The organism is Castellaniella sp. UC4447_H14, from assembly GCF_052978285.1.
The window spans coordinates 857,165-871,536 of record NZ_CM129666.1; the positions used below are offsets into that span (position 1 = coordinate 857,165).

Consider the following 14,372-nt stretch of genomic DNA (forward strand, 5'->3'; position numbering starts at 1 on the left):
GGTGCCACCGCGGGACTGGAATCGAACGCCAAGGCCCGTCAAAGGCCCAGGCCTCCTCATCGATGCCTGAAATGCGGCTTTTCCTTTGCGAAGAAAGCTCTGACGCCTTCACGACAATCCTCGGTATCGAATACCTTGTCGCTCAGGTCCATGGTGCGACGAATCGCTTCGTCCTCCGGCAGCGCCTGGGACAGGGCGATCGCAGCCTTGCAACACTGCAGAGCCAGATTCGGCTGATTGGCCAACGCTCGCGCCATCGCATGCGCCGTATTCCGGCTCTCGCCAACGGGGACCACCCGATTCACCAGCCCCCAAAGAAGAGCCGTGGGCGCGTCTATCGGCTCGCCATAAAACATCATTTCCTTGGCCCGGCTCACCCCGATCCGTTGGGTCACCCGGACCGTGCCACCACTCCCCGGAAACACACCCAGCTTGATCTCCGGCAGGGCCAGCCGGGTGGTTTCCTCGGCGACGATGAAATCGCAGCAAACCGCCAGCTCCAGACCGCCTCCGTACGCCAGACCCGAAACCGCCGCAATCGTGGGCTTGGGGAAATTCGCCACCTTCCCGTAGACCTGATTTTCAAACTCGAGCTTCATGGGGATGATCTTTCCACGGCCCAGCATGTTCGGAAATTCACTGATATCGGAGCCAGCGCAGAACGCCCGCTCCCCCGCCCCCGTGAGAACGAGCACCCGCGTATCCGGATCCTCGGCCAGAACGGGCAGCACCTGGTCCAGCTCCCGGGACATCGCCAGCGTGACGACATTCAAGGGCGGGTTGTCCAGCGTGATCGTGGCCACGCCCTCGGCCACATTGCATTCGATCTGGTTGCTCATCGTGTTCATCGCCGGTTCCTCACAACAGCCACAGCCCGCCGGTGACATTCAAAGCTTGCCCGGTCATGTAATCGGCCTGATCGGAAGCCAGGAACGACACCACGCGTGCCACGTCATCGGGCAGGCCGACCCGGCCGAGGGGGATCTCGCCTTCGCGCTGTTTGGCCGTTCGCAAACCGTGCCTGATCGACGCGGCGTCCGCCTCGTCCCGCATGATGGTATCGACGATGACCCCCGGGCACACCGCGTTGACGTTGACCTTCTGAGGGGCCACCTCCATAGCGAGTGATTGCGTCAGGCCGATGATGGCGGCCTTCGACGCACAGTACGCACCATAATTCGACTTGCCCACCTTGCCGAGCCAGGACGACGTATTGATGATCTTTCCGCTGCCCTGCCGGAGCATGTGCGGAACCACGGCCTTGCAGCCGTAGAAGACCCCGTCGACATTGACGCGGAACACGGCATGGAAGTCTTCGACCGAGGTCTCGACCACCGTACCCACCCGAGTGATCCCCGCGTTGTGGACAGCAACATCGATGGCGCCGAATGACTCGACGAATGCGTCCACGGCCTGCCGGACCTGCGCGTACTCGCCCACGTCGCCGCACGCGACCTTGCAGGCGCGCCCTTCGGCACGCACCATCTCTGCCGTGCGCTGCGCGCCTTCTTCGTTGATGTCGAAAAGCGCCAGATCCGCCCCGTCCTGTGCCAGCCGGATGGCGATGGCCCGCCCTATACCAGCCGCCGAACCTGTAACGAGAGCGACCTTCCCTTCCAAGCTACGCGTATTTGGCATTTGCATTCGAGTATGTAAACTTACTTATGTGTAAGTCAGCATAGTTTGAGCGGGCCACCGACACAACAAGGGTTTTCCCGGTGCGGGTGCAGGCGCACGTGCGCTTCGGGTACCCATATGCTTCAGGCGTGCGCCTGCATCAGGTCAGCGGGTGGACCCGGAACCAACGCAAATACAACGGAGGAAACAGCCGTGGACAGTCCGGGCCTCTGAGCGAGGCTCGATGCGTCTCGCCGGAGACGAGGGAGCAGGAAACTGCTAGTGCCGCCGCCGGGCGGCCACCGAACGGGAAGAACCGGCTGCAGCCTCGTCGGATACAGCGCCAAATGGACGTTTGGCCTTACGGGGCGCAGCACCTCGACCCCGACTGCCATAGGCGGCGACGACCGTCCTCAGGAACGCGCGATAGATCAGTTCGAGCTGATCGAACCGTGCAGCATCCTGCGTGACCAGGCCGGCGCTATTGATGATGTTGACGAGCATCGCCACGACGTCCTCGACCGGCGTCGCGGTGGACAGCTCACCCCGAGCGACCGCGCATGAGATGCCGACCCGGATGGCATTCGTCAGATCGGACGCGAAGCGCTGCACCGAGGCAACGCTGCGCGGGCTCAGCGCATCGCTGTCCGCACGCATCCGCGCCACCAGGCTCCACGACAGGCCGTCATCGTCGCCGACGTTGAACTCGTCGTAGCGCTGACGGTTGAATGCAATGGTCGCATCCAGCTTGAGGTCCAGAGCGGTGTCCGTATCCGTCCAGATCGATCGGAAGCGCGCCAGCGTAGCCGTCACATACTCGTCCGTCACCTCTTCGACGAGCGAGTTCTTGTTGCCGAAATGGTAGTGAATATTGGCCCGCGTGGTGGACAATCGGTCGGCAATATCGCCAAAGCTCACTCCCCGGTACCCGTGCTTGATCAGCAGCTTGGCGGCGAGCGACTTGATCCGCTCGCGCATGTCCGGCTGCTTGATGTCGGTTGATTTCACTTCTGATCGCGACAAGGTTTTTTGCCTCCGTAGGCTGCCCGGGTTCCCAATCGAACGCGTCCATGAACTGGCAGGTAAGTCAGCAGTCTAGCAGACCCGGGCAGCCGGGAGCCCGCAGTGCCGGCCCGATGGCTCTCGACCGGCCGCTGGACAAGCCCTTCCTTCGCGTCTAGAGTCCAATCCAGAATCACCGCATGAATGGAGAAACCGCATGAAGTCCCGTGCAGCAGTCGCCTTCGCCCCCGGCAAGCCCCTCGAGATCATCGAGATCGACGTGGCCCCGCCCAAAAAAGGCGAAGTCCTCATCAGGATCACCGACACGGGCGTCTGTCATACCGATGCCTTCACGCTGTCGGGCGACGATCCTGAGGGCGTCTTCCCGGTCGTTCTGGGCCACGAAGGCGCCGGTGTGGTCGTCGAAATCGGCGAAGGAGTCGCCTCGGTCAAGCCCGGCGACCATGTCATTCCACTCTATACCGCCGAATGCGGCGAATGCGAATTCTGCCGGTCAGGCAAGACGAACCTTTGTGTCGCCGTACGTGCCACGCAGGGCAAGGGCCTGATGCCGGACGGCACCACACGATTTTCGTATCAGGGCAAGCCCATCTACCACTACATGGGCTGCTCGACCTTCTCCGAATACACGGTGGTCGCGGAAATCTCCCTGGCCAGGATCAATTCCAAAGCCAATCATGAGCAGGTCTGCCTGCTGGGGTGCGGGGTCACCACCGGCATCGGCGCCGTGCGCAACACCGCGAAAGTCCAGCCCGGCGACTCGGTCGCCGTTTTCGGACTGGGGGGCATCGGTCTGGCCGTCATCCAGGGCGCACGCCAGGCCAAGGCAGGCCGCATCATCGCCATCGACACCAATCCAGCGAAGTTTGCGCTGGCAAGGACGTTCGGCGCCACGGACTGCGTGAATCCCAAGGATCACGAAAAACCCATTCAGCAAGTGATCATCGACATGACCGGCTGGGGAGTGGACCACTCTTTTGAATGCATTGGCAACGTGAACGTGATGCGCGCAGCCCTGGAGTGCACCCACCGCGGCTGGGGACAATCGGTGATCATCGGGGTGGCGGGCGCCGGCCAGGAAATCTCCACCCGCCCCTTTCAGCTCGTCACGGGCCGGCGCTGGATGGGGACGGCCTTCGGCGGAGTCAAGGGCCGCACCCAGCTACCCGGGATGGTCGAGGACGCCATGCAGGGCAAAATCGACCTGGCGCCCTTCGTCACGCACACCATGGGGCTGGCCGATATCAACCGGGCCTTTGACCTCATGCACGAAGGCAAGTCCATCCGCTCGGTCATCAAATACTGATCGGACTTTCGTCGGGCCGCGCCGTGCGCGCCCACGGGTCCTCTTTCCACGGGCAGACACATGAAGCGCATCGAACGACACACCTGTTGGGGCGGCACCCAGAGCGTCTGGCGCCATGCTTCCCGGACGCTGGGCTGCGACATGAATGTTGCCGTCTTTGTCCCGGCTCACGAAGAAGGTGAAAGGCTGCCGGTGATCTACTGGTTGTCCGGGCTGACGGCCACCGAGCAGAATTTCATCACCAAGGCGGGCGCGCAACACTACGCCGCTGAGCGCAAAGTCATTCTGGTGGCACCCGATACCAGCCCGCGCGGTGACGGCGTAGCCGACGATCCGGCCAACGACCTGGGCCAGGGCGCAGGCTTCTACCTGAACGCCACCCGGGCCCCCTGGGCCGCACATTTCCGGATGCACGATTACGTGGCCATCGAACTCCCAGGCCTGGTGGAAGCGCACTTCCCCGCCAACGAGCAGCGTTCCATCATGGGCCACTCGATGGGCGGACATGGCGCATTGGTGGTCGCGCTGCGCAATCCCGGTCGCTACCGAGCCGTTTCGGCCTTTGCTCCGATCGTCGCACCCACCCAGGTCCCCTGGGGTCAAAAAGCCTTTCTGGCCTATCTGGGAGCCGACCGTTCTGCCTGGGGCGAGTGGGATGCCACGGCGCTGCTCGCTGGCGCCGACGAGCGGCTACCCATCCTGATCGACCAGGGCGACGAGGACGAATACCTGGACACCCAATTGCGCCCCTGGCTTTTCACGAAAGAAGCGGAACGCTGTGGCCACCCGGTCCGGCTGCGCCGCCACCCCGGCTACGACCACAGCTACTACTTTGTCGCCAGTTTCATTGGCGACCATATCGCCCACCACGCGCGGGCGCTGCACGCCCGCGAGCACTGAGGATTTTCCGGCTTCAATGAAGCGCGGCGGCCTTGCGGGCGACGCGCTCCATCTCCGTGCGTTCGGTGACATCACGCGCCATGGCAACCGCGCCCACCGCGCGGCCAGCCTTGTCCTGCACCAGCGCAAACGTCATCTCGACGTAGAGCTTCTGGCCGTTCTTGCGCAAGCCGCGGGTCAACGTCGGATGGCCGCCCAGCTTCAGCCGGCCGCGTTCCATGGCCGCCTCGAAGCCTGCCCAGTGCGCCTCGCGCAAATGCGCGGGAATAATGAGATCCAGATTTTGCCCCAGCGCCTCATCGGCCGAAAACCCGAAGAGTAAGGTGGCGGCCGGATTCCAGCGCCGAATGGTTCCGTCCCTGTCAGCATAGATCAGGGCATCAGACACCTGTTCCAGAATCCATTCTGCCAGTTCGGCGGGTTCGTCCATGATGGAATCTCCAGAGATCACCTGCCGACGCCCGGCGGGTGATGCGTTTGCACGCATCACTTTATACCCGGAAATCCCTCCGGCCCGGAGGCAGCCGATCAGCCGCCCGTCACCAGGCGGGCCATGACGACGATGATGGCTACCTGCATGAGGCCCTGGCTGGCGACCACGTAGTAGAAGCGGCTCATCATCCGTCCGATCCTCGGCCCGTCCGGCTGAGGTTTCTGCAGCTCCAGGCACACCCGGACGCTGGTGGGCAGCAGGTAGCCCAGGCCCTGGATCGCCATCAGGGTAACGAGCACCAATGCCGCGACGATCCAGCCGAACTCGGGCCAGGGCATCTGCGTAAAGCCAAGCTGAACCGCCAGGAACCAGCCCGCCGTACCCGTGACGATGGACAGGGTCGGCATCAGGAACAGGGTCACAGGCGTGAGCCGGGTGATGATTTCCTTGCGGATTGGCACGGACACGCTGCGGATGATCGGACCGATCACGAACCCCATGAAAAGGTCAATCCCCGTCCACAGCACGCCGCTCATGACATGCACCCAGTTGAGAAACCAGGCATTGCCGATCACAATCGCCGCCACCATGACCAGCAACGCGGCCGCGACATACCAAAGATAATGCCACCGCACCACCGGGGCCTGCGAGGGAATGGGTATCTGGCCGATGGACGCTGCCATGGCGCCTCCTGTCTTCAATGAGAACGCGAGAGTTCCGGAGACAATCTTTCGCCGCTTCCTCTTCGTCGTCGATCCGTAGTTTCCCAGGGCGCACGCACAGAACGGCGTCACTTCAAAGCCAGCGGATCCGCTTGAACTTCCAATACAGGACGGCACAGACCGCGAACATCGAGATCAAAACGGCCGGGTAGCCGAAGCGCCAGCTCAATTCCGGCATGTCGTGGAAATTCATTCCATAGATACCGGCAACGGCTGTGGGCACGGCCAGAATGGCGGCCCAGGCGGCGAGCTTGCGGGTGATGTCCGTCTGCTGCATCTGGCCGATCATCATCGCGGCCTCGAAGGCGAAGGCGAGCGCCTCCCGCAGACCGGACACCGACTCGGTTACGCGCTGGATGCGATCCCCGATCTCTGCAAAATAGGCACGACTGTCGGCCCCGATGTTGCGCGTTTCCACGTGCGCCATGCGCCGGCAGATCTCGGCCAACGGCGCAATGGCAGTCTGTATGCGCAGCAGGTCACGGCGGTGGCGGTACAGACCACGGATATCCACCTCGCGAAGGCCGCGCAACAGAAACTGGTGTTCCACCCCTTCGACCATGGTTTCAAGCTGCTGGAGCATGTCCACATAGCGATCCGCCAACAATTCCAGCAGGGCGGAAGCCACGTAGTCGCTGCCGCGCCCCTGGAAGTCGGGCGATTCAGTCAACAGGGTGCGCAGCTCACGATGCGAGCTCGACGAGTGGCGCCGGATGGTGAGGATATAGCCGGAGCCTATCAGCAGCTGGATCTCACCCATGGCTGGACGATCCCGGGCGATCTCGACCGTGATGGCCACGATCAGCGTGAGATGGGCGTATTCCACGATCTTGGGTCGCCGATGTTCGGACAGGATTTCCTCGACCGCCCGGCGCGGAAGATTGAGGCGCTCACCGACCTGGCGCAACAGGCTGTCCTCAGGATCCTTCAGTCCTACCCACAACAAGCCATGGCGGGAGTCAGCCGTCGTCCCAAGCTCGTCCAGACCGACGTCCCGGGGCGCCTGGCCCGCCGCATAGTGCGTGGACGCGACCGCGCTGCGTTCGTACAGGGTAGATGCGGACACACCGGAAGCCATGATGCCTCCCCGCTATTTCGGCTGAGGACTGAGGCCCTGGAGCAGCTGCCCCAGATTGCCGGGCAACTGCCCCGGATTTGCCGGCAGATCCAGCGTGCCGGGCGCCGGCGCCACCGTCGAAATCTTCTCTACCCTGAATTGGGTGCCGTACGCCAGGAGTCCCATCCCGCGCTGATTCAGGGCGGCCAGCACCTGCTCCGTACCCTGGACCGGCTGCTGTCCGGCCCTTTGCAGCAAAACCGCCATATGCGCCAGCACCTGCGTCAGCTCCCGCACCTCGGGCTGCGGGCCCAGTACGCCGCGCCCCTTCCGCGTGCGCCCCTGCGCGTCGACATACGTGACGGTATAGACATCGCCTGGTCGGCCAGCGACGGTTTCGTGCGCACCCGTCGCGGCAATGTGCGTCAGCGACCGGATCATGTCGGGTGAAGTCTGCAGCGGCCCGCCGCCCAGCATCCCTGCAGCGCTCTGGGCGTCCAGCACCAGCGGCTGACCATTCACCTGCATCACCGAGTAGACCTTATCGCCGCGCAGGACCAGATAGCCGCGCTGTACGCCGGAGACATCCACCCGTGCGTCGCCGCCTTGAAAGCTGACCGTCAGCGTGCGATCACCCGTGTGGACGGTCGCCACCCCCGCAGCCGCCGCACCTGTGGAAACCACGCAACACCCTGCCAACAACAAACCTGCAATCCCGCGCATGCGATACCCCGCAAAATTTGAGCACGATTGTCACGATAGCGGCTTGAACCGTTCCGCGACAAGGCAAGAGGGAGAACAAGTGTTTCCGAATCTTGCCCGGCCGCGCAATGGCGAGCCATCCCAGTCTATTCGATATCGCGAGTGCCAGACGCCTGTCCGCGCTATTGCGATGGCGCAGCGGCCCGAACCGGGAGTACAGTCCTGAAACTTGCCTTGCAACAGAACGTGCGATCCATGACAGGGTATTTTCCCATCTCCGTGCTCTTCCTTCCCGCTCTCCGCCGCGCCGGTCTCCTGGCGCTGTGCCTGCTGGCACTGCCCTGCGCGATGGTGCCGGCCACATCCCGAGCGGCAGCCTCCCCGGGCCACTCCGGCCACTGTCCTGACGGAACCGTACTGAGCGTGGTCGCCCACACCGATGACGACCTGCTGTTCATGAACCCCGACCTGGACGATTCCATCCGCAAGGGCCTGTGTGTGCGCACCGTGTACGTAACTGCGGGCGACCGGGGTGAGGGCCTGCCATACCTGCAGCAGCGGGAACGCGGCATCATGGCGGCCTACGCGGACATGGCTCGAACTCCCGACCTGTGGGATACGGACGGCATGCGAGTGGACGGCCGCACGTTGGTGCGCCACACACTGCGCGGCGATCCGCGGGTCCAACTCATCATGCTGCGCATCCCGGATCCCTGGCTCGGACCCGGCTGGGGCAGCCTCACCCCGATCAGCCGTCTGGAATCAGTCCCCGACACAGAGGTGAAATCCTACGGCCCCCATCATGAGAGCTATACGCGCAGCGAGCTGGTGGGCCTGCTGGCCAGCCTGATTCAATCGGAGCACCCCCAGGAGGTCCGCACGATGGACTCCACCGTGCAAGTCGCCTATCAGGCCCTGTGCTGGCGCTGCAAGGGACACGATCACCCTGACCACATCGCCAGCGCGCGGCTGATGAACGATGCCATGGCCGCCGCCCCCGGCCTGTATGCCCGGGTGGCCTACCTGGACTACCCTACCCAGGAACGCGCCGCCAACCTGAGCGATGCGGAAGCCGAGCGCAAGACCGCCATCTTCATGCGCTACATGAAGCACGATCCGCACTATTGTCCGGATGCCGCCCGTTGTTCCGAAGTCCGTGGCCCCGAGGCCAAGTGGGTCTGGCGGCAATACACCGTCAGCAACAGCCGCGTCACGGCGACGGCGGTACGGTAGCTCCCGGAACGCCGGCCAGGACGGCCTCGTCGTCCGGGCCCAGGGAGCCAGCCCGTCGCGCAGCTTCGATCAGGTCGGGGCGGCGCACCACAGTCAGCTCGAGAGACTGTCGGCGGCGCCAAGCCGCAATATGAGCATGGTGACCTGACAGCAGGGGCGCCGGCACAGACGTTCCAGCCCATGTCTCGGGCCGCGTGTAGTGGGGGCTGTCAAGCAGCCCATCCAGGGTCGGGCTGAACGAGTCCTGAACGGCCGACTCGGCGTCATGCAGCGCCCCCGGCAACAATCGCACGACGCTATCGATCAGGACCATGGCCCCCAGCTCGCCGCCGGACAGCACGAAATCCCCCAAGGAAATCTGCTGGTCCACACAGCGATCGATGAAGCGTTGGTCGATCCCCTCGTAGCGGCCACAGACGAGGATGGCCCCCGAATGGCTTGCCCACGCTTGTGCTCGTTGCTGCGTGTGCACGTCCCCTACCGGGGACAACAGCACCACAGGAGGCGGCCGGTCCTCAGGATCGGCTCCCGCGCGCAGTCGGGCCTCGCGCGCAGCGGCAACGGCCCGCGACAACGGCTCGGCCATCATGACCATCCCAGGTCCGCCCCCGTAAGGCCTGTCGTCCACCGTCCGGTGGACATCCTGAGTGAAATCGCGGGGGTTCCAGGTCACCAGAGACCATAGGCCGTGAGCATGCGCCCGTCCGCTGATTCCGGAATCGCGCACGGCGACGAACATCTCGGGAAACAGAGTAATCAGGTCGAAGCGCATGAGCATTCAGAATTCGGCCGGCCAGTCGCTATCGATGCGCCGAGCCTGCAGGTCGACATGCTGGATATGGGCCGCCACGAACGGGACGAGAACATGGCGGGGCCGCCCCCGAGAATCGGACCGGGCTCCGAACGCCCCCGAGTCCGTCAGATCACCTCGGGCTACCTGCAATACGGCATGGGCGCCATTATCGAAAACCTCATCCACTTGGCCCAGCAGTACGGGGCAACCGTCTTCCGAGCCATAGAAGAGGCACCCGATGAGGTCCACCCAATAGTACTCGCCCTCGGCGGGGGCCGGAAACGATGCCCGGGGAACCCCGATCGTCCGGCCTCGCAGGGCCTGCGCGCCGTCTCGGTCAGCCACGCCGTCGATCTGGGCCAGGAGGTGGGTGCCACCCGTCTTGCACGCCACCACCTGGACAGCGCGCGGCATGGCGTCAGCCGCGCTGGGCATCAGCCACCAGGTCTTGGCAGACGCCAAGGCATCCCCGTGACGCGAATAGGGCTGAATCTTCAACCAACCGCGCACGCCGTGAGCACCTGCCACCCGGCCGACCGCAACCAGATCGCTGGGCGAGGCAGCGCTTGCGCCGGCGGGCTCTGCCATGAAGAAAGGCGAAGCCGTCAGGCCGTCGCCGAAACCGTGGCGGAGAATTCCTTGACCAGACGATCGACCGTGCCCGAGGGCTGCGCGCCGTTATCCACCCAGTACTTCACGCGATCCAGGGCGATGCGAAGCTTTTCCTGGCCCTCGGCTGCGACGGGATTGTAGAAGCCCACACGTTCGATGAAGCGCCCATCGCGGCGATTGCGCGAATCCGCGGCAACGACATTGTAAAAGGGGCGCTTCTTCGAGCCACCGCGAGCCAGACGAATCACAACCATGAAGAGTTCCTTGAAAATGCTGTAAAAAACAAAGGATTCTAGCATCCGACCCACTGAGCCGCAACGACTGCGGCGAACAATGAGCGGGACACTCCGAAAAACAACAAGGCGCTGCAACCGTGGAGGAGTGCACATTCCGAACGCTCGGCCGAACCGGTCCTGCCGTGCGGGCCACCCCGGTACGATCTTTCGGCCCGATCAACGGCGGCGGATGTAGTGCATCAGCGCGGCACCATCCTCCAGAGGACGCTGGGCCAGCAGTCCATTGCCCGTCTGCCGGCAAAACGCCTCAAAGTCACCCGCCGCATGAGGATCTGTCGTCAGGACTGACAACACCTGCCCGCTTTCGAGCGCGGCCAGCGCTTTCTTGGCCCGCAGGATCGGCAACGGGCAGTTCAGGCCGCGTGCATCGACGTGCTGGTCGGCCTGCGGCAGCCCGGAGGCAAGCTCCGTCATGCCGACCCCAGCCGATCAGCCAGCCAGGCAGGCACGGCGGCGATGGCGCCGTCCAGCGCGCCCACATCCGAACCGCCGCCCATCGCCATGTCGGGGCGGCCACCGCCCTTGCCGCCGACCTGGGCCGCCACCGACCCCACTAGGTCGCCGGCCCTGACTTTGGAGGAGAGTTCGGGGCTTACCCCCGCCACCAGGCTGATCTTGTCGTCGGTAACCGCAGCCAAAAGAATGACGGCGGAGGACAGCCGGGACTTCAGTTGATCGACCATTCCGCGCAGCGCCTTGGGATCGACGCCGTTGAGGCGCTGTGTCAGGAGCTTGACACCCGCCACGTCGACGACCTGGCTGGCCAGATCAGCGCCTGCGGCGGCCGTCAGCTTGTCCTGCAGGCGCTCACGCTCGTGCTCGCTCTCGCGCAGTTGCTGCTGCAGCGCAAGCACCCGCTCGGGGACGCTGTCCGATTGTGTCTTCAGCAGAGCGGCCGCATGCAGCAGCACATCCTGGGTCTGCTGCACCCACGCCACCGCATTGCGGCCCGTGATGGCCTCGACCCGACGGATGCCGGCAGCCACGCCGCCTTCGGATACGATCTTGAACAAGCCGATGTCTCCGGTACGCGCCACGTGCGTACCGCCGCACAGCTCGCGCGAAAAGCCGATATCCAGGACCCGCACCACGTCGCCGTATTTCTCGCCGAAAAGCGCCATGGCACCGCCCGCGACAGCCTGGTCGTAAGGCATCTGCTGAGCCTGCACGGGCTGATTGGACAGGATCTGATCGTTCACGATCGCCTCCACACGCGCAATCTGCTCAGGCGTCAGGGGGGCATCATGCGCAAAGTCGAAGCGGGTCTTCTCCGGATCGACCAGCGAGCCACGCTGACGCACATGGTCTCCCAGCACCTGGCGCAAAGCCTTGTGCATGAGGTGCGTGGCCGAGTGATTCCGCATGGTGTCGGCGCGCCGCTGGGCATCGACCCTCGCGTCCAGCGTATCGCCCACCGACAGGGTTCCCTCGACCAAGGTGCCGTGGTGGCCGAATACATGGCTCTGAATCTTGTGCGTATCGGCGACCTGGAACCGCGCCGCCGCGCTTGCCAGCACGCCGGTATCGCCCACCTGCCCCCCCGACTCGGCGTAGAACGGCGTCGCATCCAGCACCACCACCGCATCCTGGCCCTGGACGACCGCAGGTACCGAAGTGCCATCGACGTACAACGCCGTCACGGCCGCCGAGCCGTCCAGGCGTTCGTAGCCATCGAACCGCGTCTGTACGCCCTCATAATCCAGCCCGGCCGCCGCCTTGAATTTGCCCGCCGCACGCGCCTGCTCGCGCTGCCGGGCCATCGACCGTTCGAAGCCTTCGAGATCGACCTGGATGTTGCGCTCGCGGCAGATATCGGCGGTCAGGTCCACCGGGAAGCCGTAGGTGTCGTAGAGCGTGAAAAGCGTCTGACCGCCCAGAGGCTGCCCCGCCGGCAACGCAGCCAGGGACGACTCCAGAATGCGCATGCCGTTTTCCAGCGTCTCGCCGAAACGCTCTTCTTCCTGGCGCAGCACCTGTTCCACGCGCGATTGCTGCGCGGCGAGTTCCGGGTAGGCCGCCCCCATCTGGTCGACCACATCGGCCACCAGGCGGTAGAAAAATACCCCCTTCTGACCCAGTTTGTGACCATGGCGCAGGGCTCGGCGGATGATGCGGCGCAGCACATAACCCCGTCCTTCGTTGCCCGGGATCACACCGTCGACCACTAGGAAGCTGCAGGCACGGATGTGATCCGCAATGACCTTCAGGGAATTGTCGGACAGGTCCTGTACGCCGGTCTCGCGCGCTGCCGCACGGATCAGATGCTGAAACAGGTCGATGTCGTAGTTGGAATGCACATGCTGCAGCACTGCGGCAATGCGCTCCAGCCCCATGCCGGTGTCCACGCAGGGCTTGGGCAGCGGATGCATCACGCCCTGGGCGTCGCGCTCGAACTGCATGAACACCAGATTCCAGATCTCGATGTAGCGATCACCGTCTTCTTCCGGCGATCCCGGAGGCCCGCCCCAGATGTCAGCACCGTGGTCGTAAAAAATTTCGGAACACGGGCCACATGGCCCCGTATCGGCCATCTGCCAGAAGTTGTCGGAGGCATAGCGGGCGCCCTTGTTGTCGCCGATGCGGATGATACGCTCGGCCGGCACACCCACGGTCCCTTCCCAGATCTCGTAGGCCTCGTCGTCGTCCTGGTAGACCGTGACCCAGAGCTTTTCCTTTGGCAGCCCGAAGACCTCGGTCAGCAAGGTCCAGGCGAAAACGATGGCATCGCGCTTGAAATAATCGCCGAAGCTGAAGTTGCCCAGCATTTCGAAGAAAGTATGGTGCCTGGCGGTATACCCGACGTTTTCAAGGTCGTTATGCTTGCCGCCCGCGCGCACACAACGCTGCGCGGTGGTCGCGCGGCGATAGGCGCGCGTGTCCTTGCCGGTGAACACGTCCTTGAACTGCACCATGCCCGCGTTGGTGAACAGCAGCGTGGGGTCGTTGGCCGGCACCAGCGGCGACGACGGCACGATCTGGTGCCCCTGGGATTCAAAAAAAGACAGAAACTTTTGACGAATTTCGGCGGTTTTCATTCTGGGATTCGCAACAGGGGAAATACCAACGGGGCATTATAGAATGGCTTTCTGCGTCACAGACGCGGGCCGGCAGGCCCAAAGGCGGGTCCGCCGGCGGCCAAGTCCCTCTCGCCGCCTTCGACGCACCGCGCTTCAAGCCGTGGCGGCTTCTTCAATCATGGCTTCGATGGCGGGATAGAACTCCCGATTCTCGCGCACCATGCGCTGATAGACATCTTTCAACACCGTGTTGGCCTCCTCACGAAAGGCCTCGGGCTGGCGAGTCAACCGGGTGGCATTGGTCCAGCGGCGCGCAAAACTGATGAAAGCGGTCGCGATCCCCTTCATGTCGCCCTGATAGGTTCGGCTCATCACCGCCATGCGCGGGTCGCCGCTGCGTTCCACCGACGGGTACAGGATGCGATCTTCGATCGCCAGGTGCTGGGTCACCACCTGGGACAGTGCCTTGAGTTCGTTGGCGATGTCCACCGCATGGTCCACGATCCCCTTGTGCGCCAGCGAGCGCAAGGTCTCGATGCCGACAATGATTTTGACGTGATGGTCCTTGAAACGATCGATATTCATGACGAGATTTCCTCTTCAGCGAAAGCGCGGCGGCGTTTGCCGGTTAAGATGCATTCTAAATAGATCTTTTAAGACC

General features: G+C 63.8%; 16 protein-coding genes. 3 read left to right on the forward strand and 13 right to left on the reverse strand.

The genetic code is table 11. The features are described from left to right. Window positions 1-56: 56 nt before the first annotated feature. The 3 genes from ACVCMJ_RS04170 to ACVCMJ_RS04180 all read right to left on the reverse strand — a co-directional run bounded on the left by ACVCMJ_RS04170 (window position 57) and on the right by ACVCMJ_RS04180 (window position 2,595). Window positions 57-848, reverse strand: a complete 792-nt coding sequence (locus tag ACVCMJ_RS04170; RefSeq protein WP_447080188.1) for an enoyl-CoA hydratase/isomerase family protein — start codon at window positions 846-848, stop codon at window positions 57-59. A 10-nt stretch (window positions 849-858) separates the two neighbouring features. Further along, on the reverse strand, window positions 859-1,638 hold the full coding sequence (locus ACVCMJ_RS04175) for an SDR family NAD(P)-dependent oxidoreductase (protein ID WP_447080189.1): 780 nt from the start codon (window positions 1,636-1,638) through the stop codon (window positions 859-861). Between the two features lie 258 nt (window positions 1,639-1,896). Next, a complete protein-coding gene (locus tag ACVCMJ_RS04180; RefSeq protein ID WP_447080190.1) occupies window positions 1,897-2,595 on the reverse strand; it encodes a TetR/AcrR family transcriptional regulator in 699 nt (232 codons plus the stop codon). A gap of 241 nt (window positions 2,596-2,836) precedes the next feature. On the opposite strand from ACVCMJ_RS04180, the gene ACVCMJ_RS04185 reads away from it, so the two are divergent. After that, entirely contained in the window at window positions 2,837-3,946 is a 1,110-nt protein-coding gene (locus tag ACVCMJ_RS04185; protein WP_447080191.1) for an S-(hydroxymethyl)glutathione dehydrogenase/class III alcohol dehydrogenase, read from the forward strand. 60 nt (window positions 3,947-4,006) lie between these two features. Next, window positions 4,007-4,846 (forward strand): S-formylglutathione hydrolase, encoded by an 840-nt coding sequence (gene fghA / locus ACVCMJ_RS04190; RefSeq protein WP_447080192.1) that lies wholly within the window; start codon window positions 4,007-4,009, stop codon window positions 4,844-4,846. A gap of 13 nt (window positions 4,847-4,859) precedes the next feature. Here fghA and ACVCMJ_RS04195 read toward each other — a convergent pair whose 3' ends face one another. The 4 genes from ACVCMJ_RS04195 to ACVCMJ_RS04210 form a co-directional block, all read right to left on the reverse strand. Beyond that, window positions 4,860-5,276, reverse strand: coding sequence for a PAS domain S-box protein (locus ACVCMJ_RS04195; protein WP_447080193.1), 417 nt, complete (start codon window positions 5,274-5,276; stop codon window positions 4,860-4,862). 98 nt (window positions 5,277-5,374) lie between these two features. Further along, window positions 5,375-5,962: a hypothetical protein gene (locus tag ACVCMJ_RS04200; RefSeq protein WP_447080194.1), complete on the reverse strand. Its 588-nt coding sequence runs from the start codon at window positions 5,960-5,962 to the stop codon at window positions 5,375-5,377. A 112-nt stretch (window positions 5,963-6,074) separates the two neighbouring features. After that, entirely contained in the window at window positions 6,075-7,079 is a 1,005-nt protein-coding gene (locus ACVCMJ_RS04205) for a magnesium and cobalt transport protein CorA (protein ID WP_447080195.1), read from the reverse strand. Between the two features lie 12 nt (window positions 7,080-7,091). Further along, window positions 7,092-7,742: a hypothetical protein gene (locus ACVCMJ_RS04210; RefSeq protein WP_447080196.1), complete on the reverse strand. Its 651-nt coding sequence runs from the start codon at window positions 7,740-7,742 to the stop codon at window positions 7,092-7,094. 273 nt (window positions 7,743-8,015) lie between these two features. Here ACVCMJ_RS04210 and ACVCMJ_RS04215 point away from each other — a divergent pair, with 273 nt between their 5' ends. Continuing rightward, the gene (locus ACVCMJ_RS04215; RefSeq protein ID WP_447080197.1) at window positions 8,016-8,993 is read left to right on the forward strand and encodes a PIG-L family deacetylase; all 978 of its coding nucleotides are present in this window, start codon (window positions 8,016-8,018) and stop codon (window positions 8,991-8,993) included. Here the strand turns inward: ACVCMJ_RS04215 and trmD are convergent. The 6 genes from trmD to ACVCMJ_RS04245 all read right to left on the reverse strand — a co-directional run bounded on the left by trmD (window position 8,971) and on the right by ACVCMJ_RS04245 (window position 14,296). After that, entirely contained in the window at window positions 8,971-9,765 is a 795-nt protein-coding gene (gene trmD, locus ACVCMJ_RS04220) for a tRNA (guanosine(37)-N1)-methyltransferase TrmD (RefSeq protein ID WP_447082669.1), read from the reverse strand. The two genes, ACVCMJ_RS04215 and trmD, sit on opposite strands and share 23 nt — an antisense overlap. A gap of 6 nt (window positions 9,766-9,771) precedes the next feature. Next, window positions 9,772-10,374 (reverse strand): ribosome maturation factor RimM, encoded by a 603-nt coding sequence (gene rimM, locus ACVCMJ_RS04225; protein WP_447080198.1) that lies wholly within the window; start codon window positions 10,372-10,374, stop codon window positions 9,772-9,774. 17 nt (window positions 10,375-10,391) lie between these two features. Next, complete coding sequence (gene rpsP / locus ACVCMJ_RS04230) at window positions 10,392-10,652, reverse strand: 30S ribosomal protein S16 (protein WP_447080199.1); 261 nt, start codon at window positions 10,650-10,652, stop codon at window positions 10,392-10,394. A gap of 198 nt (window positions 10,653-10,850) precedes the next feature. Next, on the reverse strand, window positions 10,851-11,108 hold the full coding sequence (locus ACVCMJ_RS04235) for a sulfurtransferase TusA family protein (protein ID WP_447080200.1): 258 nt from the start codon (window positions 11,106-11,108) through the stop codon (window positions 10,851-10,853). Beyond that, window positions 11,105-13,729, reverse strand: a complete 2,625-nt coding sequence (gene alaS / locus ACVCMJ_RS04240) for an alanine--tRNA ligase (protein WP_447080201.1) — start codon at window positions 13,727-13,729, stop codon at window positions 11,105-11,107. Before alaS ends, ACVCMJ_RS04235 begins: the two co-directional genes overlap by 4 nt. A gap of 135 nt (window positions 13,730-13,864) precedes the next feature. Continuing rightward, a complete protein-coding gene (locus ACVCMJ_RS04245; RefSeq protein WP_447080202.1) occupies window positions 13,865-14,296 on the reverse strand; it encodes a hemerythrin domain-containing protein in 432 nt (143 codons plus the stop codon). Window positions 14,297-14,372: the final 76 nt, after the last annotated feature.

Bases quoted from the DNA above. Each gene is read 5' to 3' on its own strand.
- trmD (WP_447082669.1), bottom strand. From the start codon at position 9,765: ATGCGCTTCGACCTGATTACTCTGTTTCCCGAGATGTTCGTCGCCGTG.
- ACVCMJ_RS04215 (WP_447080197.1), top strand. From the start codon at position 8,016: ATGACAGGGTATTTTCCCATCTCCGTGCTCTTCCTTCCCGCTCTCCGC.
- rpsP (WP_447080199.1), bottom strand. From the start codon at position 10,652: ATGGTTGTGATTCGTCTGGCTCGCGGTGGCTCGAAGAAGCGCCCCTTT.
- ACVCMJ_RS04245 (WP_447080202.1), bottom strand. From the start codon at position 14,296: ATGAATATCGATCGTTTCAAGGACCATCACGTCAAAATCATTGTCGGC.
- alaS (WP_447080201.1), bottom strand. From the start codon at position 13,729: ATGAAAACCGCCGAAATTCGTCAAAAGTTTCTGTCTTTTTTTGAATCC.
- fghA (WP_447080192.1), top strand. From the start codon at position 4,007: ATGAAGCGCATCGAACGACACACCTGTTGGGGCGGCACCCAGAGCGTC.
- rimM (WP_447080198.1), bottom strand. From the start codon at position 10,374: ATGGCAGAGCCCGCCGGCGCAAGCGCTGCCTCGCCCAGCGATCTGGTT.
- ACVCMJ_RS04175 (WP_447080189.1), bottom strand. From the start codon at position 1,638: ATGCCAAATACGCGTAGCTTGGAAGGGAAGGTCGCTCTCGTTACAGGT.
- ACVCMJ_RS04205 (WP_447080195.1), bottom strand. From the start codon at position 7,079: ATGGCTTCCGGTGTGTCCGCATCTACCCTGTACGAACGCAGCGCGGTC.
- ACVCMJ_RS04195 (WP_447080193.1), bottom strand. From the start codon at position 5,276: ATGGACGAACCCGCCGAACTGGCAGAATGGATTCTGGAACAGGTGTCT.
- ACVCMJ_RS04185 (WP_447080191.1), top strand. From the start codon at position 2,837: ATGAAGTCCCGTGCAGCAGTCGCCTTCGCCCCCGGCAAGCCCCTCGAG.
- ACVCMJ_RS04235 (WP_447080200.1), bottom strand. From the start codon at position 11,108: ATGACGGAGCTTGCCTCCGGGCTGCCGCAGGCCGACCAGCACGTCGAT.
- ACVCMJ_RS04180 (WP_447080190.1), bottom strand. From the start codon at position 2,595: ATGCGCGAGCGGATCAAGTCGCTCGCCGCCAAGCTGCTGATCAAGCAC.
- ACVCMJ_RS04200 (WP_447080194.1), bottom strand. From the start codon at position 5,962: ATGGCAGCGTCCATCGGCCAGATACCCATTCCCTCGCAGGCCCCGGTG.
- ACVCMJ_RS04170 (WP_447080188.1), bottom strand. From the start codon at position 848: ATGAACACGATGAGCAACCAGATCGAATGCAATGTGGCCGAGGGCGTG.